A 22,761-nucleotide genomic window follows, 5' to 3' on the forward strand; every position below is an offset into this window, starting at 1 on the left:
GAGCCGGACGATGGACAAACCCAGACTGGTGGTGATTGGTAACGGCATGGCCGGTATGCGGCTGGTGGAAACCCTGTGTCGGCTGGCGCCAGAGCGTTATGTCATCACGGTGATTGGCGAAGAGCCGCGGGGCAACTACAACCGCATTCTGCTTTCGCCGGTGTTGGCAGGGGATAAGGCCTTCAGCGACACCCTGCTGCATGACTATGACTGGTATCGGCAGCAGGGAGTGCAACTGCTGGCCGGAGACCCGGTGCTGGCGGTGGATCGGCAGCAAAAGTGGGTGAGTACTGCCCGGCATCGGTTGCCTTATGACCTGCTGGTGTTGGCTACCGGTTCGCGCCCCTTGCTGCCACCGCTGCCGGGTGGGGCATTGAACGGTATTTATGGCTTCCGCACTCTGGATGATGTTGAAGCGATGATCGCTCGCTGTCGTTCAGGCCGACCGGCGCTGGTGATGGGCGGCGGCGTCTTGGGGATTGAGGCGGCGGCGGCACTGGCGCAGCGCGGCATGAGCGTCACCGTGGTTCACCGGGGCGAGCACCTGATGGAACGTCAGTTGGATGCCCGTGCGGGGCGGATGCTGCAACATAACCTGTTGCAGCGCGGGATCGAATGCCGGTTGAACTGCGAAGTCAGCCGGTTTCAGGGAGGCGAGCGGGTCAGTTCGGCCAGCCTGAGTAACGGCGAGATAGTGGCCTGCGAACTGGTGGTGATCGCCGTCGGGGTGCAGCCGGAAATTAGCCTGGCGCACTCCGCCGGACTGGTCTGCGGGCGCGGCATCGTGATCGACGACCAGATGCAAACGGACGATCCGGCGGTGTTCGCCATCGGCGAATGTGCTCAGTTTGGCGAGACCACTTTGGGCCTGGTAGCCCCCTGCTGGCAGCAGGCTGAACTGTTGGCGCGGCGGCTGAGTGGGGAGCTGGTGGCGGGCTACCGACCAACGCCGTTGCATACCCGCCTGAAGGTCAGTGGCGTCGAGGTGTTCAGTGCCGGTGAGATGGCCACAGGCGGGCTCACCGAAGTTCATCACGCCGAAGATCCGCAGGCACAGCATTACCGCCGCCTGCTGGTGCGCGACGGAAAATTACAGGGCGTGGTGTTGTATGGCGACGCTCAGGACAGCCCTTTTTATCTGCAGCAGCTTGGCCTGCCGGTGCAACACCCGGACTACTTGCTGTTTGGCAGCAGCGAACCCGTGACGCCTGCGGCGTCTGACGAGAGGATATCTGATATGCACAAGCCCGTTTTGGTGGTTGCCGGACACGGCATGGTCGGTCATCACTTCCTGGAACAACTGGTTACGCGCGAGCTGCATTTGCAGTACCACATTGTGGTGTTTGGCGAAGAGCCGGTGGTGGCTTACGACCGGGTACACCTGTCCGAGTTTTTCTCCGGCCGCAGTGCGGACTCGCTGTCGATGGTCGAGGCGGGTTTCTTCGAGCGTAGTGGCATAGAACTGCGGTTGGGGCAGGAGGTGTGCGCTATCGACAGACAACGCAAATGCGTGATTGATGCCGAGGGCCGTGAGACGGCCTATGACCGGTTGGTGCTGGCGACCGGCTCCTATCCGTTTGTACCGCCGATCCCCGGCAACGATCGCCCAGGCTGCCTGGTTTACCGCACGCTCGACGATCTGGCCGCGATCGCAGACTGCGCCAAAACCGCGCGCGTCGGGGTGGTGGTCGGTGGCGGCTTGCTGGGACTGGAGGCTGCCAATGCGTTGCGTCAGCTTGGGCTGAACACCCATGTCGTGGAGTTTGCGCCGCGCCTGATGGGGGTACAGTTGGATGACGGTGGTGCGACCATGCTGCGCAGCAAAATTGAGGCATTGGGCGTCAGTGTGCATACCGGCAAGCAAACTCAGGCGATTATTGAAGGCTCGTTACACCGTCACTGCATGAATTTTGCCGATGGTGAGCAGTTAGAGGCTGATTTAATTCTGTTTTCCGCCGGTATCCGTCCTCGTGATCAGCTTGCTCGAGCTGCCGAACTGGAGGTGGGGGCACGCGGCGGTATTGTGATTGATAGCCAGTGCCGCACCAGCGACGAGGCGATTTATGCCATCGGTGAATGCGCCTTGTGGAACGGACAAATTTTCGGCCTGGTGGCACCGGGCTACCAAATGGCGCGTATCCTGGCCGATCGACTGGCTGGAGGCGAAAACGTGTTTTGTGGCGCGGACATGAGCACCAAACTGAAACTGTTGGGTGTGGAAGTGGCGTCGATCGGTGATGCCCATGGTCACACTCCCGGCAGCCAGAGCTACACCTGGGTCGACGGCCCGCAGCAAGTGTATAAAAAAGTGGTGATTGACGCGGATGGCAAGCGATTGCTGGGGGCGGTGCTGGTGGGCGACAGTGCTGAATACAGCACGCTGCAACAGATGATGCTTAACTGTCTGCCGTTACCCACCACTCCGGAAAGCCTGATTTTACCCGCAACGGCGGGGGCTACTCCGAAAGCGCTGGGCGTTTCCGCCTTGCCGGCCACGGCGCAGATCTGTTCTTGCCATAACGTCAGCAAGGGCGATATCAGTGACGCGGTGGAGCAGGGTTGCGGTGATTTGGCGGCGGTAAAAGCCTGCACCAAAGCGGGCACCGGCTGTGGCGGCTGTTCGGCGCTGGTAAAACAGCTGATGGAGCACGAATTGCAGCAGCGTGGCGTGGTGGTGAAGAAAGACATTTGCGAGCATTTTGCTCATTCACGCCAGGAGCTGTATCACCTGGTCCGCGTTGGCAACATCCGCACCTTTGACGAGTTGCTGGCCCGACATGGTCATGGGTATGGCTGTGAGGTGTGCAAACCGCTGGCGGGGTCGATTCTGGCATCGTGCTGGAACGAATATCTGCTAAAGCCGCAGCACCTGCCGTTGCAGGATACCAACGATCGTTTTTTTGCCAATATCCAGAAAGATGGCACTTATTCGGTGGTACCGCGGGTACCGGCCGGGGAAATTACTCCGCAAGGATTGATCGCCATCGGCCAAATAGCTCTGTGCTATCAGCTCTACACCAAGATTACCGGCGGCCAGCGGGTTGACCTGTTCGGCGCCCGGCTGGAGCAATTGCCGGAGATTTGGCAGCAGCTGGTCGACGCCGGATTTGAAACCGGGCATGCCTACGGCAAGTCACTGCGCACGGTGAAATCTTGCGTCGGCTCCAGTTGGTGCCGCTATGGCGTGCAGGATTCCACCGCGCTGGCTATCGAGCTGGAGCATCGCTACAAGGGGTTGCGGTCGCCGCACAAAATCAAGATGGCGGTTTCCGGCTGCACGCGAGAGTGTGCGGAGGCGCAGAGCAAAGACGTCGGGGTCATTGCCACCGAGAAAGGCTGGAACCTGTACCTGTGCGGCAACGGCGGCATGAAACCGCGCCATGCAGATTTATTTGCCAGCGATCTTGATACCGCCACGCTGATCCGCACGGTCGACCGTTTCCTGATGTTCTACATTCGTACCGCCGATCGCCTGCAGCGCACCAGCACCTGGATGGACAACCTGGAAGGCGGGCTGGACTACCTGCGTGACGTGGTTTTGCAGGACAGCCTGGGGATCGGTAGCGAATTGGATGCCGAAATGGAAACTGTGGTCAGCCATTACCAATGTGAATGGCAAACCACGCTCGCCAGCCCGGATCGCCTCAAGCTGTTCCGTCCGTTTGTGAACAGCGAACAGCCGGATGAGGCCATAGTCTGGCAGGCGGAGCGCGGACAACGTCGCCCGGCGGCAGGAGTGGAACGCGGGCAGGTGATTGAGGTGCAACCGGCAGTGGCCGCCCGGGAACAGTGGCTGGATGTCTGTGCGCTGGCGGAAATCCCGGTCAACGCCGGCATTGCCGCCCGGCTGGGGCAGCGGCAGATTGCGCTATTCCATCTGGCGGACAAGGGCGTTTATGCGTTGGACAATCAGGAACCGGACAGTGACGCGAACGTGCTGGCACGCGGGCTGTTGGGGGACGTAGCCGGTGAGCCGGTGGTGATTTCTCCGCTATACAAACAGCGTTTTCGTTTGAGTGACGGTATCTGTGTAGATAATGCCGGGCGTGCCGTCACCGCCTGGCCGGTCCGGGTAGAGGCCGGCCGCGTGTGGGTAGGCAGTACGCCGCTGTCGATACAGGCCAAACTGCCAGAAACGGCAGAAGTGACGTCATGAGCGCCGTACATTGCACCACCTGCCCCTACTGTGGCGTGGGCTGCGGGGTCGCCATTGAACAGCACAGCAACGGTGAACTGACGGTCGGCGGCGACGTTACGCATCCGGCCAATCAGGGACGGCTGTGTGTCAAAGGCAGCGCGCTGGGCGAGACGCTGAGCCTGACGGGCCGCCTGTTACAGCCGCAGGTTGATGGCCTGCCGGTTAGCTGGGATCAGGCGCTTGAGCAGGTGGCACAGCGTTTTAGCCAGATTATTGAGCAATATGGCCCGCAGGCGGTGGCGTTTTATGCTTCCGGTCAGCTGCTGACCGAAGATTATTACGTGGCAAACAAACTGATGAAGGGATTTATTGGTGCGGCCAATATCGACACCAACTCCCGGCTGTGCATGGCGTCGGCGGTAGTCGGCTACAAGCGGGCATTCGGCGGGGATGTGGTGCCTTGTTGTTATGAAGATATCGAACAGGCGGATCTGGTGATATTGACCGGTTCCAACACCGCCTGGGCGCATCCGGTGGTCTATCAACGGTTGGTGAAGGCCCGTAAGTTGCGCCCGCAAATGCGGGTGGTGGTGATTGACCCGCGTGAGACGGCGACCTGCGATATTGCCGACTTGCATTTGCCGCTGCGGCCCGGCAGCGATGCGGCTTTGTTTACCGGAGGGCTGCACTGGCTGGCTGAACAGCAGGCTCTGGATACCGCCTTTTTGCAACGGCATGCCAGCGGCACAGAGGCTACGCTGGCAGCGGCGGCGGATTGGACACCCCAGCGGGTGGCCGATTTTTGCGAACTGCCACTGCGTGCCGTGCTGGCGTTTTTCCACCTGCTGACCGCGTCCCACAACTGGGTCACGCTCTATTCTATGGGCATCAACCAGTCTGCCAGTGGCGCGGATAAATGCAATGCGATTATCAATCTGCACCTGGCGGGAGGGCGCATTGGCCGCGCTGGCAGCGGCCCGTTTTCGATCACCGGTCAACCCAATGCCATGGGCGGACGGGAAGTCGGTGGATTAGCCAATCAGTTGGCGGCGCATATGACGTTCAACCCCGAAGACACCGACCGGGTACAGCGTTTTTGGCAGTCTCCACGCATCGCCCAACAACCGGGGCTGAATGCGGTGGATTTATTTCAGGCGATCGCCGCCGGGCAGGTAAAGGCGGTGTGGATTATGGGCACCAACCCGGTGGTTTCCCTGCCGGATGCCGATGCAGTCAGGCAGGCGCTAAAAAATTGCCCGCTGGTGGTGGTGTCCGAAGTGATGGCGATGACCGATACCGCCGAACTGGCACACATCCGCCTGCCGGCATTGGCCTGGGGAGAAAAGGAGGGCAGCGTGACCAATTCCGAACGCTGTATTTCACGCCAGCGTGCATTTTTGCCGGCGCCGGGGCAAGCCCGTGCCGACTGGTGGATCCTTAGCCAGGTTGCGCAGCGTATGGGGTATGGTACGGCCTTTGGCTATCAACATCCTTCGGAGATATTCAGTGAGCACGCGGCGCTGTCAGGATTTGAAAATAACGGCACGCGCGCGTTCGATATCAGTCAACTGGCGGGATGGGATCTACAGCAATGGCTACAGATGGCACCGGTACAGTGGCCGGTCGATACTCGGCATCCTGTGGGTTGTCGACGAATGTTTGACGACGGGCGTTTTTTCCATGCCGATGGCAAGGCGCGACTGCTGCCGGTGACGCCACGCTTGCCGCAGAATGCGCTATCACCCAGTTATCCACTGGTGCTGAACACCGGTCGCATCCGCGATCAGTGGCACACCATGACGCGCACCGGCAAGGCCGCGCGGCTGATGCGCCATTTGAGCGAACCCTTCTGTGAAATACACCCGCAGGATGCGGTCGAACTGGGAATTGCCGATAGCAGTCTGGTTCGCCTGAGCTCGCCCCACGGCTGGATGCTGGCGCGTGCACAGTACCATCCTGGGCAGCGGCGCGGTAGCCTGTTTGCGCCGATGCACTGGAACGGTCAATTCACCGCGCAGGGTCGGGTCGACAGCCTGATCCCACCGGTAGTGGATGCCGACTCCGGCCAGCCGGAAAGCAAGCATGCGCCAGTGCGGGTCAGCCATTGGCCCACGAGCTGGCAGGCGGAGATTTTTATTCGTGCCGACGTTGCCGCCCCCAAGGGCATCTACTGGAGCCGGGTCGCGCAGGACGGTTTGACTCACTACATTATGGCCGGCCAGCGGCCGGTTGAAGACTGGCAAGCCTGGTTACGGCGCCATTTCTCGCTGGAGGGCATGACGCTGCAAACGGCACAGTTGGCCCAGCGTGGTCTGCACCTGATTGGCTGGCGGCAGGGCGAGGTGCAATTGGCGTTTTATGTTCGCCAGCAGGCCCCTCAGCTGGATCGCCCGGCGATCCTCCGTGCCTTTGAACAGGCTCCCACCGCAGGGGCGGAACGGTTGGCACTGCTGGCGGGGCGTGGTGCGCCAGGCCAGTCAGCGGCTGGTGCCACGATTTGTAGCTGTTTCGGCGTGGGCGAGAATCGCGTCATTGCGGCCATCCAGGCAGGTTGCCACAGCGCAGAGGCATTGGGTGCCCGTCTGCAATGCGGCACCAACTGTGGCTCCTGCCTGCCGGAGCTAAAAAAACTGATTCAACAGCATGCATCCCAACGGGTGGCCTAACCGAGGTGGTGAGATGAGCGCGATTGAGAAACTGATGTTGGCCGGCGATCATCGCCAGCCGGTACGCAACGGTGAAGTGTGGCTGGTGGGCGCCGGGCCGGGGGATGCGGAGTTACTGACGTTAAAGGCATTACGGGTGATTCGGCAGGCGGACGTGGTGGTGTTCGATCGTCTGGTTTCCCCGGCGGTAATGGCCTTGCTGCCGCCGGAGGCGCTGCGCATTGACGTAGGTAAGTCCATGGGCTGCCACACGCTGTCGCAAAAGCAGATTGATCACCTGTTGGTCGAATTGGCCCTGTCCGGTAATCGGGTGGTACGCCTGAAGGGTGGGGATCCGTTTATTTTTGGTCGCGGCGGGGAAGAGATGGTTGAATTGCAGCGCCATGGCGTGGTCTGCCATGTGGTGCCGGGTATCACCGCCGCCAGCGGTTGTGCGGCGGCGAGTGGTATCCCGCTGACACACCGCGATTACGCGCAATCAGTGCGTTTTGTCACCGGCCATTGCCGTAACGGTGAGGCGAGTCTGGACTGGCACGGCCTGGTCTCTGCGGGGCAGACGCTGGTGTTTTATATGGGGCTGACATTAAGCGAAACCATTGCCACGCAACTGATGCGCCATGGCATGGCCGCACAGACGCCGTTGGCCATTATTGAACGCGGCACGCTACCGCAGCAGCGGGTATTGATCGGGACCTTGGCAGAATTACCGCTGCTAATTGCCCGTCAGCGGCCGGTGTCACCCGGCCTGCTGGTGATTGGTGAGGTGGTCAGCCTGTACCGCACGCCGGCTATTGTCGCCGAGATGCCGACAGAGGCGTTGACCGCCTGAGCCGCTATTGGCCGAAGCGACCGATAATCCCGGCACCGCCCTTGGCATGGCCCTGTAATTTCTCCAATAGCTGTTCACGGGTGAGCCCCGGGCCGAGCGCATGCGGCGGCAGATCGGTGGCGATCAACACAAAGGTATAGTGGTGAAACCCAGAGCCCGCCGGAGGACAGGGGCCATGATAAACCGCAGTGCCGGGCGAGTTTTTGCCACCGACAAAGCCTTTACCCTGAGTGAGATCGCCCTCGGCGAAACCGCTGACGTTGGCTGGAATGCCATAGGCCACCAAATGGCTGACTCCCAGACCTGCCCGGCCCTCGGGATCGGACAGCAGCAGGGCGAAGCTTTTGGTGTCTGCCGGTGGGGTGGCCCAGCTTAGCGGTGGCGAAACGTTGTCGCCGGTGCAGCTGGCGTTGCCCGGCGTGGCTCCTGCATATTTTTGTGCCAGCATGCCGCCATCCTGAAATGCCGATGAACTGAGGGTAAAGGTGCCGGCGGCCTGTGCCGCGAACGACAACGAACCGATGGCCAATGCCGCGCTGAACGCGAGTGCAGACAAACCACGACCTGACATACAACCTCCTGTGTTGGTTTGGGTAAACCCCGTTTTGCCTTGGGCAAAGCATAGTGCTGCAGGCGGGGCCGCGCCATAACAGCTACGCCAACAGTGGGCTATAACAGCGACAATACGGCCGGGCCAGTCTGGCATCAGGGGGAAATAAGGTGAAATGGTGTGATTTCTCCGCTGAAAGGTGAAGGGCCGATATCAGCGGTTGCCAGCAGGACCAGCCAGCCTGCAACCGCCAGATAAAGGCCAAACGGCAGCGCATCCTGCCTGCCGGCTTTGTGCAGTAAACAGGCTATCGCCGTAGCACACAGCCCGGCCGCTGCGGCACCGGTGACCAGCATCGGCAGGGCGGCCCAGCCGGTCCAGGCACCGAGTGCCGCCAACAGTTTAAAATCCCCCTGGCCGATACCGTCCGTTTTCCGCCTGCGCCGATAGGCCACATTGAGCAACCACAGCGAAAGATAACCGATGCAGGCCCCGGTCACCGCTTCGGTCAGCGAAACAAAATAGCCTTGCTGATTGGCCAACAGCCCGGCCCATAGCAGCGGTTGGGTCAGGCGATCCGGCAATAACCGGTGCTGCCAGTCAATAAGCGCCAACGCCAGTAATATCGCCGCTACCGGCAGCAGCAATAGCCGTTGCAGCAGTGGGGTAGTGAAAGGCAGGGCCGCCAGCCCGGCAGTAACGGCAATCAACATGACTGTACGTCCCCTCGGCGGCGGGTGTTGTAACAGACCTTGCGACAGGGAATTCATCAGCCGAAGGGCGATCGCTGCCGGCAGTAACATGGCCGGGATAAACAGGCCGCGATACCAGAGATCGAGTGGGAGGTTTTCGAACACGTTGCATCCTTGCCGAGCTGAAATTAGCGTTCAAAATAGCGGTAAAACGGGGTTCATGGGGAGCCAATGACTCACCGATTACCGATATTGCGCAGGGGGCCGCAAAGCGTTGTTTCATGCCAGATGAAATACACTGAAATTGCGAATTACTACGCATAATCAATTAATTAATTTTCGTATGAATGCTAACTTGCGGTTTTTTTCGGCAAAATATGCGATGAAATTAAGTGAATTTTAGCTATTCAGCGGCCAATAGTTCCCACTCCCCCTGGAGAGGGGGCGCCAACCGGAGCAATGTCATATATCTTTTGCAGTGTTTTGCCTATCCGACGGGTATTGTCCGGCCGCGAAAAATAGATATTCAGATAAAATTTGATATTTTGTGACATTGTAACTTTCTCAAATGAGGTTTATCTGATTGTTTCTGATGAGGAACCCACTAGACTTCAGGGTTCATGATGCAGTTTGGCTACCGGGCCCCGTTAGGGGGAAATACCGAATAGCAAATTGCTCAAAGTTTGGGTTGTCTGTCGTCTGGAGTGACGGCAGCAAGAAAAGGTTTATCTGCCAACCCTTCGGGATAAAGGGGCGGCGACGGTGTAATGACAGACGTTATCCATAAAGCGCGTTACCGATTGAGAAAAGTCGTTCAATTGTTCTTCTCACCCGCCAGCGGTTTACCGGCGGTCGGGCTGGCGTGGCTGGTTGGCGCATTACCCGCTTACGCCGAATCGCCACCCGCACCGGACTCTGTTACTCATCAACCGGCCAACGATTTGCCGGAATTGGGCGGCAGTGCGTCGAGTGACGCTGAGCGGGAGAAAGAGTGGGCTACCATGGCCAAACAGTTGGGTGAACGTAACTTGAATAACGTTTCCAGCCAACAGGTGCGCACCCGTGCCGAGAGCTATGCGGTCGGTCAGGCCAGCAGCGTGCTGCAACAGCAGGCCCAGGAGCTGCTTTCACCGCTGGGTACCGCCAAACTGTCACTGGTGATGTCCGACCAGGGGGATTTTACCGGTAGCAGCGGCCAGCTGTTCAGCCCGTTGTATGACGTTAACGGCCTGCTGACCTACAGCCAACTCGGCCTGTTGCAGCAAACCCAGGGTTCGTTGGGTAATTTGGGGCTCGGCCAGCGTTGGGTCGCCGGTGATTGGCTGTTGGGGTATAACACGGTGCTCGACAGCGACTTCGAACGCCATCATAACCGTGCCAGCCTGGGGGCCGAAGCCTGGGGGGATTTTCTGCGCTTTTCCGCCAACTATTACTATCCGCTGTCGGCGCTGGCACAACAGAAAGATAACGCCCAGTTCCTCAGCCGTCCTGCGAGCGGATATGACATCACCACTCAGGGTTATCTGCCGTTTTACCGCCAGATTGGCGGCTCGCTCAGCTATGAACAGTACTGGGGTGAGAACGTCGATTTGTTTGGCAGCGGCAAAAAGCAAAATGACCCGCGTGCCATGCAACTGGGGGTGAATTACACACCGGTTCCCCTGGTGACGGTGAAAGCGCTGCACAAGATGGGGGAAGGCGGGGTCAGTCAGGATCAGGTCGAGCTGGCGTTGAGTTATCGGCTTGGCGTACCGCTGGTGAAGCAGCTTTCGCCGGAATATGTCGCCCAGGCCAAGTCGCTGCGCGGCAGTCGTTATGACAATATTGAACGGAAAAGTGTGCCGGTGATGGCGTTTAAGCAACGCAAAACCCTGCAAGTGTTTTTGGCTACGCCGCCCTGGCGCCTGCAACCGGGGGAAACCTTGCCGCTGGTGCTGGAGATCAAAACCACCAACAAAATTACCCGGGTCAGTTGGCAGGGGGATACGCAGGCACTAAGCCTGACGCCGTCGCAAAACAGTAACGATCCGCACGGTTGGAGTCTGATTGTGCCGCAATGGGACGATTCACCGGATGCCACCAACCGCTACCGCCTGTCGGTGACGCTGGAGGACGACAAGCAGCAGTTGGTGACCTCTAACTGGATCCAACTGCAGGTGACGCCGCCGCTGACGGCCTCTTCTGAAGTTGAGCAGGGGCTGCCACCGGTGAAAATACTGCAACCACCCACTATCCCGGCGGAAACCGGGCCGTTGAACGGCGGTGATTAACCGTTCTTCCCCTGCAGCACCCAGACGGCGGCTTCAACGCGCGATTTCAGCTTCATTTTTTTCAACAGGTGTTTGACGTGTACCTTGACGGTGCTTTCGGTGATGGTCAGCTTGCGGGCGATCATTTTGTTCGGCAGACCCTGGGCGATCAGCTTGAGAATGTCACGCTCACGTGGCGTCAACTGCTGGATATCGCGTTCGGCGCTGGGGCGGTTCTCACGCAGGCTGGCCGCCAGGATAGGCGTCAACGCTTCGCTTAACACCATCTGACCGGCCGCAGCCTGATGCAGTGCTTTCAGCAGTGCTTCCGGCTCCATATCCTTCAGCAGATAGCCGTCGGCACCGCGTTTTAGCGCGCTGACTACGTCATCTTCGTGATTCGACACGCTAAACACCACAATGCGCCCAGAGAGCGCGGTCATGCGCAGGCGATCCAGCGTTTCCAGACCATTGATGCCCGGCATGTTCAGATCAAGCAGGATCAGGTCCGGATCATGCTCTTCGGCCAGCGAGACACCCTGTTCGCCGTTGCCGGCTTCAGCGATCACCTGCAGGCGCGAGTCCATGCCGATGAGCTGTTTTACGCCATTGCGCAGCATCGGGTGGTCATCAATCAGTAAAATGGTGGCGGCAGTTTCGGTGGTCATGGTTTCTCCCATTAGTCGATGGCGTGGTTGTCGGGTTTAAAGACCACCCGGACTTCAGTGCCGCCGCCGCTGCGGGGTAAAATCTCGCAGTGGCCGTGCAGGCTTTTGGCGCGATCGCGCATGATTATCAGGCCGTAGTGATCGGGGCGATCGGTATCTACCGGCAATCCGCAGCCGTTATCGCAGACGCTCAGGGTGACCTCGCCTCGTTGATTGACTACCTGAATACTCACCTGGCTGGCCTGAGCATGTTTGTTGATGTTGCTTAACGCCTCACGGGCAATCTGCAACAGGTGGATGGCCTGATAAGCGGGCACCGTACGCGGCGTTAACTGATAGTCCAGGTGGATGGCGATGCCGAGCCGTTGGTTAAACTCCTGCACCGTGGACTGCAAGGCTGCCAGCAGTCCCGGCTCCGTCAGCCGCAGGCGGAAAGTGGTCAAGAGCTCACGCAACTGGCGGTAGGCGATGTTTAACTCTTCGCGCATCTGTTGTACCAGCGCCAGGTTGGCGGGTGAAAGTTCGTCACCCTGCATTTGCAGGCAACTGGTTTGCATCTTCAGGCACGACAATGACTGGGCAATAGAGTCATGCAGCTCACGGGCTATCGCTGCGCGTTCTTCCATCAGCATCAACTGCTGTTGATGATCCACCTGACGTTCAATCGCCAGCACGCTGGTCAACTGTTCGACCAGAGTACTCATCAATTGCCTATGCTCGTCATTCAGCGGGCGCTGTGGCGTATGTTGCGCAACGATCACCCCATAATCCCCCAGCTTGTCACTCAGGCTCCAGCTTAGCGAAGGGTGATCGGCTCGCTGTTGATCGTCGTCGCTCAGGCAGGCGCTGCACACTGGATTATTGCAATATTCCGGCCGCAGCGGCTGGTTGCCGCACAGCTGTACAAACTGTTCCTGACTGTTGTTTTCGTACAGCCGCACCTGGATGGCACGCAGTGGCGTCAGGGTTTGCAACTGATTGAGGATCGGCGTCAGGCGGCTGCACAATGGCTCATTGGCGTGCAACTGACGGCTGGCGCGATACAAAAAGCTCAGCACCTGATTCTTTTGCTGCAGATCGGCGGTTTTTTCTGCCACCCGCTGCTCCAGCCCGTTGTACATGGTGGCCAATTCGTCGGACATGGTGTTTAACGCACCGCCGAGTGAGGCCATTTCATCCTGACGGCCACGCTGGGCAAAACGGCGGCTGAAATCGCCGCGACCTGCTGACAGCGCCATCGCCACCAACTGACGCCATGGATGCAGCAGACGGCGGCGCAGGTAACAGATAGTCCCCACCAGCAACAGCAGCGTTAGCGCGATAAACACCGCCTGCACCAGCGTCACCGTCAGCAGCCGACGTTCGGTGTGGTGGTCGATATCCGAGACCAGCGTATCGAGCAGGGAAACGAAATGTACCACCTGCGGGGTTGCATCCGCCGGTTGCCGGGCTGCCCGTAACCTTGGCAGCAGGGTTTCTTGCCAGTAATTATTCAGCGCCTGAAACTGTTTGGTCAGTTGCTCTTGCGTCACTGAACGCTGAAGATCGGGGCTGTTGGCATCCTGATCCAGCTCGCGGATCAGTGCTTCGCTGTGTGCATTCAACGGTACCTGAGCCAGCAGGCGATAACTTTGCATTCGCAGCGAACCGGCTTTGTTGATGGCATGTGCGTTGCCCTGAATGCTTTGCGACATCCAGGCTGAAATGCTCATACCGGCCACGCCCAGTACCCCCAGCAGCAACATCAGGACGGCCACCTGGTTCACGATGGAAAGCGGTGTTAACAGGCGTTTCATAGGTTATGGATCCCCCGACGGCAGAGCAAGATACGGCTGGTAACCAGAGGAAAAGCGCAGGTGGTATCAGCGGGTGTGGTAACGATTCAGCGTTATTTTTCATCATACCCGGCGATAACCCCATACCTCTAACGAAGTACCCACTAGTTTCCTGCCTGCCTTGCCCGCCGCTGCCAGTGGCGTTGAGCAATAGCCAATGGATTGATTTTCATGATGTTAAATCTATGCGGAGAGTTACTCATAAAGGGATGGCGGGGCTTTTCGGGCCGTTGGCTACCTGCATCCGGGTTGATTTACATCAACTTTGCCGTGGGGGGAGCCGCCTAGGGTGGGCGAAGTTATCATCCTGTGTCTGAGGTTTTTATGTCGCAATCTGCAACGTCATTATCAAAACAAACAGGCGCGGTTATTCAGGACTGGCAGCCTGAGGATGCCGCATTCTGGCAACAACGCGGCCAACGTATTGCCAACCGCAACCTGTGGATTTCCATTCCTTGCCTGCTATTGGCTTTCTGCGTCTGGATGCTGTTTAGCGCGGTCGCGGTCAATTTGAATAAGGTTGGCTTTAATTTCACCACCGATCAGCTGTTTATGCTCACCGCATTACCTTCCGTTTCTGGCGCTATCCTGCGCGTGCCTTATTCCTTTGTGATCCCGATGTTTGGCGGCCGTCGCTGGACGGCGATCAGCACCTGCCTGCTGCTGGTACCCTGCCTGTGGTTGGGGTTTGCGGTGCAGGACGCTAGCACACCCTATAGCGTGTTTGTGATTATCTCTTTACTGTGTGGTTTTGCCGGGGCCAACTTTGCCTCCAGCATGGCCAATATCAGCTTCTTCTTTCCAAAGGCCAGACAGGGCGGTGCGTTGGGCCTGAATGGCGGCCTGGGCAACCTGGGTGTTAGCGTGATGCAGTTGGTGGCTCCACTGGCCATCTCTGTTGCCATTTTTGGTGCCTTTGGCGGTACCGGTCAGGTACAGGCTGATGGCAGCTCACTGTGGTTGGAGAACGCCGCCTGGATTTGGGTCCCTTTCCTGCTGGTCGGTACGCTGGCAGCCTGGTTTGGTATGAACGATCTGGCGGCCTCTAAAGCGTCGTTGCGTCAGCAACTGCCGGTACTGAAACGCGGTCACCTGTGGGTGTTGAGCCTGCTGTATCTCGCCACCTTTGGTTCCTTTATCGGTTTTTCCGCCGGTTTTGCCATGTTGTCCAAAACCCAGTTCCCGGACGTGGTGATTTTGCATTATGCCTTCTTCGGTCCGTTCCTCGGCGCTTTAGCACGGCCGGTGGGTGGGGCGCTGTCCGATCGCTTCGGCGGCATTCGCGTCACGCTGATTAACTTTGTGCTGATGGCCGTGTTTGCCGCCTTGCTGTTCCTGACTTTACCGGGGGCAGGGCATACGGGCTCGTTTATCGCATTTTATAGCGTCTTTATGCTGCTGTTCCTCACTGCTGGATTGGGCAGTGGCTCCACCTTCCAGATGATTGCCGTGATCTTCCGTAAAATTACCGTAGATCGGGTCAAGGCCAGCGGGGGCAGTGACGAAAGCGCTCAACGTGAAGCGGTTACCGATTCGGCGGCCGCCCTGGGCTTCATCTCGGCGATTGGGGCCGCAGGCGGCTTCTTTATTCCGAAAGCCTTTGGCACTTCCCTGGCGTTGACTGGCTCACCGGCAGGGGCGATGAAAATCTTCCTGGTGTTCTACGTGGTCTGTGTGCTGGTCACCTGGGTCGTCTATGGTCGTAAAAAATAGTTCGCATATCCCCAGTTCCTCCCCGGTAGGGGAGGCGCTATTTCCCTTCTTGGCCATGTGAAGTTTTACACCCTCGGTGAAATTCCTGTCGCTTTAGGTAATATTCTTATTACCGCACGCCATTTTTCCCTTTGTTTATAAGCGTCTCTCGCAAACTGTGCTTTTCACCTTAGATAGACGGATTCCTTCTGTTCGTTATTTTTCATTTTTCAGTCGAATTTCTTACGAAAATAAAACACTGTGTATGACACATAGCGTGGTAATAATTTTTCGTTTTTCGAGAATTATCCCATCAAGTTAACAATAGTCATTTGTATTTGGTGCTATATTTTAACCTGGTGTCCCGTGAAGGATTAAATCAGACAACTCTTATTCTGTTTTGACGGGCTTTTTGTAGTCTGTCTGGCAATCGGATTAGGTGGAAAAACAGGTGATATCCTTCATCGGAAAGATGAGATTTCACAATTTCACTTAAATAACAAACTGATAACATAGTTGTATTTTTATTTAAAAACAGCGTGTTGGCTGTATTTTATTGCCGGTAAACATGATAAGAAACCATGTTTCCAACAGGGAAATAATGACATTCAAAGAATCATAACCTCCATGTGAGGAGGTATGTAAAAAATGAAATCAGCAAATTTTTATAAAAATAAATATCTGATGAATGCAACCTGTTGAGTTTACATTTAATTTCTTGAACATTTTTTCATATTTCTATACAAAGTGTGCAGGACAGGCACGCTAAGGAAATTAAAAGTGAATCTTGATAAAAGAATAAAGATTAGGAATCTAGATGTTCTGACACCGTCCAGGGAAAAGTTTCGCCTACGTTGGAAGGAGTATCAGATACTTTCACTTCTTGTCGCCAGATCCCCAGAACTGGTTAGCCGTACGGAAATTATAGAAAACATATGGAAAGGAACTTATTGTTCAGATTCAACGATAAATCAAACAATTAAATCTATTCGCCAAAAAATAGGTGATGCTGAGCATACACTTATCAGAACTATTCCTCGCCTGGGTTATAAGGTGGAAAACAAGGCGGTTTTTCACTTTATTTCTGAAGAAGATGAGTACGTCGCCGATGAAATATGGAATATCGAAAGTGCTGCCAATAAAGATATTCAAGCGGAACTTTCTGAAAGTGACAATGAAGATGATGAAATTCTTGCTGAAGAAATAGAACGGCCGGAGGAGGTTGTTGCTCCGATTTCTTCTTCTGTCACGCCCGCAGCGCTTAAAAATACGGCAATAAGAAACAACGCTTCGGCTTCAGCGGGTTTTTTCTCAGTTCCTGCGATTCGCGTGGTGAAATACCTGTCGGTATTTGTATCATTGTTGGTTATTTCACATTTTTCATATGTACTGGGGAACCAAACTCGCCCGCCAATTATCAATGATATTCAAAACAATACCCGCGTGGTACTCACGCTGACGCTGAACAATCCTTTGGCCAAGGGGCCGCAAAGCTTGCTTTGTCTGTATCAGGGTGAAAACCTGGAGCAGGCGACCATTGAGTGCGTTGACCCTAAGCAGGGGAAGTTTAAACAGCCAGTGAAATACGATACTTCAGACGCACAGGGAGTAGGTAAGATTAATCTCATATTGCCGGGCAAAACCATGGAATATCAAGTTGCTTACGATGTTAAAAATTAGCACCAGATGATATTTCACCTTTATCGATAATTTTACATTCGGCTAATATTTTTATTTCATTATTTGTTATTTGAAAGCCCGGTCCGTTTTGTCCAGTCTGGTTTCCATGTTCTAACGCCAATTAGCGTCCTGCCTCATGGTGCGGTAGGGAATAATGGGAAACCGGATTGAGTGACAAATTATGGATAAGCGTAAAGTAGCTATCATCGGGGGTTCCGGCTTTATCGGGACGCGTTTGGTTAAGCGTCTGAGTGCGCGTAACGACCTGGTGTTGACCATCGTGGATAAAAAACCGAGTGAGCATTTTCCTGAACTCTACCAGTTTGGCGATGTAACCCAGCCCGAAACCCTGCGGCAGGTGCTGGCAGGATGTGACGCCGTGATTAATCTTGCGGCCGAGCACCAGGATAACGTCGATCCTGTCTCACTGTATTATCAGGTTAACGTTGATGGTGCGCGCAATGTTTGCATGACGGCCTCGGCGCTGAATATCCAACAAATTATCTTTACCTCCTCAGTGGCAGTATACGGCTTCGTGACTCAGGAAACCGGCGAGGAAGGGCTTTTTGAACCCTTTAACCATTATGGAAAATCCAAGCTGGAGGCCGAGTATGTTTACGAAGCCTGGCGCAAAGCCGATGGCAGCAACAAATTAACCATCATCCGCCCAACGGTGGTGTTTGGTGAAAATAATCGTGGCAACGTCTATAACCTGTTCCGGCAAATCGCCAGCGGCCGTTTTGTGATGATCGGCAGCGGTAATAATATGAAGTCTATGGCTTACGTGGAAAATATTGCCGCCAGACTGGAGCATGCGTTGGATCAGCAGGCAACCTACCAGGTCAGCAATTATGTTGATAAGCCCGACTTCACCATGAATCAACTGGTCGATGTTATTTCTTCTTCATTGGGGAAAAATAATAAGACTATTCGCATTCCCTATTTATTTGGTCTCTGTGGCGCAACGGTATTGGATGTGGTGAGCAAAATAAGTCACCGTAAATTCCCAATTAGCCGAGTGAGGGTGCAAAAATTCTGCGCCAGAACGCAATTTAAAAGCAATGTGCAAAATGATTTCGTGGCGCCGGTCGATCTTAATTTGGCGATCGAAAAAACGATTAAGCACGAGTTTTCCTAGAGATACCTTTATTCAACGCTAAGGGGTCTTATTCTTTTCTGCTGACAAGCGGATAAATCTGTATTTAACAGGATTAATTCATGCTGACTTATATCCTGGCAATATCAATATTGTTTTTGTTAATAGCGCATTGGGAGCTGTAACTCAAGGGCGGTAGCGTGCTTATTCGCTGGAGGAACCATGTTATATCAACTGAGTGTGATATTTATTTTGGCGCTGATGCTGGTAGTTATTGCCCGCCGGGCTGCGCTGGCGGTGGGGTTAGTGGATAAACCCAATGCCCGCAAGCGCCATCAGGGGCATGTACCGCTGGTCGGTGGCATTGCTATCTACCTGATCATGACGCTGGTGACTTTCTGGCAACCGGACTGGTTGCCGCACAGTACCACCTATCTGTTGTGCGTCACCGCATTAGTGATGTTGGGGGTGCTTGATGACCGTTTTGATCTGCCGGTGGCGCCGCGCGTCATTGTGCAGGGAGGGATCGCGCTGGCGATGATGCTGGCAGCAGGGATGCAACTCTCTTCATTGGGATTCCTGTGGGGCCACCAGGAGCTGTTGCTGGGTTATGCGGCCTTGCTGATCACCCCGTTGGCGGTATGGGGGGCGATCAATGCCTATAACATGGTTGACGGTATCGACGGTCAGCTTGGAGCACTGTCCTGTGTCACCTTTATGGCGTTGGCCATTTTGTTCGGGCTGGCCGGGCATGACGCTCAGGCCTTGTGGTGTCTGAGCCTGATAGCGGCCCTGGCGGCCTACCTGCTGTTCAACCTCAGCGTATTCGGTGCGCGTAACAAGATTTTCATGGGTGATGCCGGCAGCATGGTGATTGGTTTCAGCGTGCTGTGGTTGCTGATTGTCGCCACCCAGGGTGATGACGCAGTAATACGACCGGTGACCGCACTGTGGCTAATCGCCATCCCGCTGATGGATATGGTGACCGTGATGGTACGCCGTTTGCTGCGTCGCCAGAGCCCTTTCAAGGCCGGACGCGATCACCTGCATCATATTCTGATGCGCCGCGGCCTCAATGCGCGCCAGGCGCTGGGGATGAGCTGCATGTTGGCGGTCACGCTGGCCTGTGTCGGCATCTGTAGTGAAGTGCTGCAGACACCGGATCACCTGATGCTGCTGGCCTTTGTCTTTTGTTTCTTCGGTTATTTTGCCTTGTTGCACGAACCGCGCCAGGCAAGAATTTTTACTGATAATCCCACCGCCGATCGTTAATCCCCAACGGGCCGCAATGGTGGCCCGTTTTCTCACGGTACCGTTATGAACCTTCATTTGCCTCATTGGATGCCACTGGTGCTGTCCAGCGTTTTGCTCAGCGGTTGCACTGCCTTTCCGGGGTCGCACCTGCCGACCCAAGGTAAAGACGTCGTGACTCAGCAGGACGAAGACTTCGATTTGAACAAGCAGGTCCAGGTGTATCGCGTTACGCCGCTGCTACTGCAAAAAATGCGCCGGGTAGAGCCGGTGGCGCGGCCAAATCTGGCGCTGGACCAGCGTCTGCAAAGCTATCAGTACCGTATTGGTATCGGCGATGTGCTTAACGTTACCGTCTGGGATCATCCGGAACTGACCACCCCGGCGGGGCAGTATCGCAGCGCCAGCGACACCGGCAACTGGGTGCATGCCGACGGCTCGATCTTCTACCCCTACATCGGCCGGGTGAAGGTAGCAGGTAAAACCGTCAGCGAAGTGCGCAACCAGATCGCCGGACGGTTGGCGACCTATGTGGAAAGTCCGCAGGTCGACGTCAGCATTGCCGCATTCCGCTCGCAGAAAGTCTACGTGACCGGCGAAGTGAAAACCTCCGGCCAGCAGGCGGTAACCAACGTGCCGCTGACCATTCTTGATGCGATCAATGCCGCCGGTGGGCTGACCGATAACGCCGACTGGCGCAACGTGGTACTGACGCATCAGGGCAAAGAGCAGCCGATTTCCCTGCAGGCACTGATGCAGCGTGGCGATATCAGCCAGAACCATCTGCTGGAGCCGGGCGACATCCTGTATGTGCCGCGCAACGACGAACTGAAAGTCTTTGTGATGGGTGAGGTCGGCAAGCAGTCGACGCTGAAAATGGACCGCAGCGGTATGACGCTGACCGAGGCGTTGGGCAGTTCCGAAGGGATCAGCCAAACGGTGGCCGACGCGACCGGCGTGTTCGTGATCCGCCCGAACGGCGGCAAACAGCCACAGCGGCTGGCGTCGCTCTACCAGTTCGACCTGTCTGATGCCTCCGCGCTGGCGATGGGCACTGAATTCCAATTGGAACCTTACGACGTGGTGTATGTCACTGCGGCGCCGATCGCGCGCTGGAACCGTTTGATCAGCCAGTTGGTACCGACCATTTCCAGCTTTAACGACCTCAGCGAGGCCACGTTGCGGATCCGTAACTGGTAACCCCGTAACGGTGACTAAAGGAAAACCGATGATGAAGAACAATGCATTGCCGATTGTGATGGCTGAGCAGGACGACAAATTGGAGTGGGAACGCCTGATAGGCCCGCTGTGGGACAACCGCTGGCGCATTCTGCTGGTCACCGGCGTGGCCGGTATCCTGGGCTGTGCCTATGCGCTGATGGCGACGCCAATCTATCAGGCCACTGCCCTGGTGCAGGTGGAAAAACAGCTATCGGGTGACTCGCTGCTGCGTGAAACGCTGGACAGTTCGATTGGCGGATCCATCGGGCAGAACTCGGCGACTCAGGACGAGGTTTCGCTGGCGAAATCGCGCTACGTGATTGGCAAAACCGTCGACGATCTTGGCCTGACGGTGCGTATCAGCCCGGATTACTTCCCGCTGTTTGGCAAGGGCATTGCTCGCCTGAGCGGTGAAACGCCCCCGGTACTGAACATCTCCGGCATGAAGGTCCCGGCCGTCATGCAGGGCCAGGAATTGACCCTGACGGCGGAAGATCAACAGCGCTATAGCCTGAGCTATGACGGCAAAAAATTGTTCAGCGGCAGCGTGGGGCAAGCCCTGCAGCAGGGCGGGTGGGCACTCAATGTGACTGCGCTCGAAGCCTTGCCGGGGACCACCTTCAGCGTGGTTAACGTGCCGCGCCAGAAAGCGGTGGATGACCTGCGCAATATGCTTGACGTTGCCCCCGGCGGCAAGGAAAGCGGCATTATGACCTTCAGCCTGGCGGGGGAGGATCCGCAGCGTGCGGAGGCGGTGCTCAAAAGCATCACCGACAACTATTTGCAACAGAACGTGGATCGCAAAACCGAGGAGGCCCAGCGGATGCTGGCCTTCCTGCACGAGCAGTTACCGCGGACTCAGAGCTCGCTCAACAACGCCGAAAATCAGCTTAATCAGTTCCGTCAGCAAAACGACTCGGTGGATTTGTCACTTGAGGCCAAATCGGTGCTGGATACCCAGGTTCAGCTTGAAGGCCAGTTGAATGAGCTGACCTTCAAAGAGGCGGAAATCTCCAAGCTGTATACCCGCGTGCATCCGGCCTATCGGGCGCTGTTGGAAAAGCGCGCCACGCTGGAGGCGGAAAAAGCCCGCCTTGGCAAGCAGGTACAAAGCCTGCCGAAAACCCAGCAGGAAATTCTGCGCTTGACCCGCGACGTGCAGGTGGACCAGCAGGTCTATATGCAACTGATGAACAAACAGCAAGAGCTGAGCATCAGCAAGGCCGGCACGGTGGGTAACATCCGCATTATTGATGAGGCGGAAACCGGTCTGCGCCCGGTGCAACCGCAAAAAGCGATGATCGTTTTCTTCGCTCTGTTGGTGGGGGGCGTGCTGTCAGCCTCGGTGGTGGTGTTGCGCGCCGCGCTTCATCGCGGCATCGGTGACACCGATACGCTGGAAAAACGCGGCATCAGCGTGTACGCCACGGTGCCGCTGTCGCCATGGCAGCAAAAGCGTAATCGCACTCAGCAGCAGTTGTTGACCAAAAGCAGCAGCGGCAAGCTGCCAATCCTGGCGCAAGAACAACCGGAGGATTTATCCGTTGAGGCGATCCGCAGCCTGCGCACCAGCCTGCATTTCGCCATGATGGAGGCCAAAAACAATATTTTGATGGTTTCCGGCGCCAGCCCCGCCAGTGGCAAAAGCTTTACCAGCACCAACCTGGCGGTGGTGATCGCTCAGGCTGGGCAGCGAGTGTTGTTGATCGACGCCGACATGCGCAAAGGCTTCTTGCACCGCTGGTTGAACAACAGTGCCAAGGACGGGCTGTCAGACATGCTTTCCGGGCTGATCGCGCCAGACCAGGCGGTGAAGAAAACCGATATCGCCAATCTGGACTTTGTGCCGCGCGGCCAGGTGCCACCGAACCCGTCTGAACTGCTGATGCATCAGCGCTTTGCCGACTTCCTGCGCTGGGCAGGGCAAAACTACGATCTGGTGCTGATCGATACGCCGCCGGTACTGGCGGTGACCGACGCCGCGATTGTGGGTCATCATGCCGGTACGGCGCTGATGGTGGTGCGTTTTGAGGTCAACACCGTCAGACAGATTGAGACCAGTATCCGTCGTTTCGAGCAGAACGGCGTGACGATTAAAGGGGTGATCCTCAACGGCATGGTGAAAAAAACCGCCACCGATGCCGGTTACTATGCCTTTGCTTACCCCAGCCACCAGGAAAAGGTTCAGTAACCG

Annotated in this window: 14 protein-coding genes; 10 read left to right on the forward strand and 4 right to left on the reverse strand. The window is 56.5% G+C overall.

The window, feature by feature from the left end:
• Positions 1–10: 10 nt before the first annotated feature.
• Genes nirB through cobA form a run of 3 tightly spaced genes read left to right on the forward strand, consistent with a single transcriptional unit; the run spans position 11 to position 7,633 of the window.
• The gene (gene nirB / locus OCH02_RS03150) at positions 11–4,156 is read left to right on the forward strand and encodes a nitrite reductase large subunit NirB (RefSeq protein WP_261429814.1); all 4,146 of its coding nucleotides are present in this window, start codon (positions 11–13) and stop codon (positions 4,154–4,156) included.
• Positions 4,153–6,804, forward strand: coding sequence for a nitrate reductase (locus tag OCH02_RS03155; RefSeq protein WP_261429815.1), 2,652 nt, complete (start codon positions 4,153–4,155; stop codon positions 6,802–6,804). The genes nirB and OCH02_RS03155 overlap by 4 nt, the downstream gene beginning before the upstream one ends.
• Positions 6,805–6,817: 13 nt before the next feature.
• Positions 6,818–7,633, forward strand: coding sequence for a uroporphyrinogen-III C-methyltransferase (gene cobA, locus OCH02_RS03160; RefSeq protein ID WP_261429816.1), 816 nt, complete (start codon positions 6,818–6,820; stop codon positions 7,631–7,633).
• Between the two features lie 4 nt (positions 7,634–7,637).
• Here the strand turns inward: cobA and OCH02_RS03165 are convergent, their stop codons facing one another.
• Positions 7,638–8,204, reverse strand: coding sequence for a YbhB/YbcL family Raf kinase inhibitor-like protein (locus OCH02_RS03165; RefSeq protein ID WP_261429817.1), 567 nt, complete (start codon positions 8,202–8,204; stop codon positions 7,638–7,640).
• A gap of 134 nt (positions 8,205–8,338) precedes the next feature.
• Entirely contained in the window at positions 8,339–9,040 is a 702-nt protein-coding gene (locus tag OCH02_RS03170; protein ID WP_261429818.1) for a prepilin peptidase, read from the reverse strand.
• 602 nt (positions 9,041–9,642) lie between these two features.
• On the opposite strand from OCH02_RS03170, the gene OCH02_RS03175 reads away from it, so the two are divergent.
• Complete coding sequence (locus tag OCH02_RS03175) at positions 9,643–11,145, forward strand: YchO/YchP family invasin (RefSeq protein ID WP_261429820.1); 1,503 nt, start codon at positions 9,643–9,645, stop codon at positions 11,143–11,145.
• On the opposite strand, the gene narL is transcribed toward OCH02_RS03175, so the two are convergent.
• Both narL and narX read right to left on the reverse strand, forming a co-directional pair.
• Complete coding sequence (gene narL, locus OCH02_RS03180) at positions 11,142–11,792, reverse strand: two-component system response regulator NarL (protein WP_261429821.1); 651 nt, start codon at positions 11,790–11,792, stop codon at positions 11,142–11,144. The genes OCH02_RS03175 and narL overlap by 4 nt on opposite strands.
• Positions 11,793–11,803: 11 nt before the next feature.
• On the reverse strand, positions 11,804–13,588 hold the full coding sequence (gene narX / locus OCH02_RS03185) for a nitrate/nitrite two-component system sensor histidine kinase NarX (RefSeq protein WP_261429822.1): 1,785 nt from the start codon (positions 13,586–13,588) through the stop codon (positions 11,804–11,806).
• Between the two features lie 363 nt (positions 13,589–13,951).
• Here narX and OCH02_RS03190 point away from each other — a divergent pair, with 363 nt between their 5' ends.
• From OCH02_RS03190 to OCH02_RS03215, 6 genes are all read left to right on the forward strand, one after another.
• Positions 13,952–15,340 carry a NarK family nitrate/nitrite MFS transporter gene (locus OCH02_RS03190; RefSeq protein WP_174353534.1) on the forward strand — a complete coding sequence of 463 codons (1,389 nt, stop codon included), beginning with the start codon at positions 13,952–13,954 and terminating at the stop codon, positions 15,338–15,340.
• Between the two features lie 759 nt (positions 15,341–16,099).
• Positions 16,100–16,999, forward strand: a complete 900-nt coding sequence (locus tag OCH02_RS03195) for a transcriptional regulator (protein ID WP_261429823.1) — start codon at positions 16,100–16,102, stop codon at positions 16,997–16,999.
• A 181-nt stretch (positions 17,000–17,180) separates the two neighbouring features.
• On the forward strand, positions 17,181–18,137 hold the full coding sequence (locus tag OCH02_RS03200; RefSeq protein WP_261429824.1) for an NAD-dependent epimerase/dehydratase family protein: 957 nt from the start codon (positions 17,181–17,183) through the stop codon (positions 18,135–18,137).
• Between the two features lie 180 nt (positions 18,138–18,317).
• Positions 18,318–19,367, forward strand: coding sequence for a UDP-N-acetylglucosamine--undecaprenyl-phosphate N-acetylglucosaminephosphotransferase (gene wecA, locus OCH02_RS03205; RefSeq protein ID WP_261429825.1), 1,050 nt, complete (start codon positions 18,318–18,320; stop codon positions 19,365–19,367).
• Positions 19,368–19,412: 45 nt separating this feature from the next.
• Positions 19,413–20,546 carry a polysaccharide export protein gene (locus tag OCH02_RS03210; protein ID WP_261429826.1) on the forward strand — a complete coding sequence of 378 codons (1,134 nt, stop codon included), beginning with the start codon at positions 19,413–19,415 and terminating at the stop codon, positions 20,544–20,546.
• Positions 20,547–20,574: 28 nt separating this feature from the next.
• Positions 20,575–22,758, forward strand: coding sequence for a polysaccharide biosynthesis tyrosine autokinase (locus OCH02_RS03215; RefSeq protein ID WP_261429827.1), 2,184 nt, complete (start codon positions 20,575–20,577; stop codon positions 22,756–22,758).
• The last annotated feature ends 3 nt before the right edge of the window (positions 22,759–22,761 follow it).

This window comes from Serratia quinivorans (genome assembly GCF_946227985.1).
Taxonomy (GTDB): Bacteria; Pseudomonadota; Gammaproteobacteria; order Enterobacterales; family Enterobacteriaceae; genus Serratia; species Serratia quinivorans_A.

Coding starts and splice junctions, on each gene's coding strand:
- nirB (WP_261429814.1), top strand. CDS start 11: ATGGACAAACCCAGACTGGTGGTGATTGGTAACGGCATGGCCGGTATG.
- OCH02_RS03155 (WP_261429815.1), top strand. CDS start 4,153: ATGAGCGCCGTACATTGCACCACCTGCCCCTACTGTGGCGTGGGCTGC.
- cobA (WP_261429816.1), top strand. CDS start 6,818: ATGAGCGCGATTGAGAAACTGATGTTGGCCGGCGATCATCGCCAGCCG.
- OCH02_RS03165 (WP_261429817.1), bottom strand. CDS start 8,204: ATGTCAGGTCGTGGTTTGTCTGCACTCGCGTTCAGCGCGGCATTGGCC.
- OCH02_RS03175 (WP_261429820.1), top strand. CDS start 9,643: ATGACAGACGTTATCCATAAAGCGCGTTACCGATTGAGAAAAGTCGTT.
- narL (WP_261429821.1), bottom strand. CDS start 11,792: ATGACCACCGAAACTGCCGCCACCATTTTACTGATTGATGACCACCCG.
- narX (WP_261429822.1), bottom strand. CDS start 13,588: ATGAAACGCCTGTTAACACCGCTTTCCATCGTGAACCAGGTGGCCGTC.
- OCH02_RS03190 (WP_174353534.1), top strand. CDS start 13,952: ATGTCGCAATCTGCAACGTCATTATCAAAACAAACAGGCGCGGTTATT.
- OCH02_RS03200 (WP_261429824.1), top strand. CDS start 17,181: ATGGATAAGCGTAAAGTAGCTATCATCGGGGGTTCCGGCTTTATCGGG.
- wecA (WP_261429825.1), top strand. CDS start 18,318: ATGTTATATCAACTGAGTGTGATATTTATTTTGGCGCTGATGCTGGTA.
- OCH02_RS03210 (WP_261429826.1), top strand. CDS start 19,413: ATGAACCTTCATTTGCCTCATTGGATGCCACTGGTGCTGTCCAGCGTT.
- OCH02_RS03215 (WP_261429827.1), top strand. CDS start 20,575: ATGATGAAGAACAATGCATTGCCGATTGTGATGGCTGAGCAGGACGAC.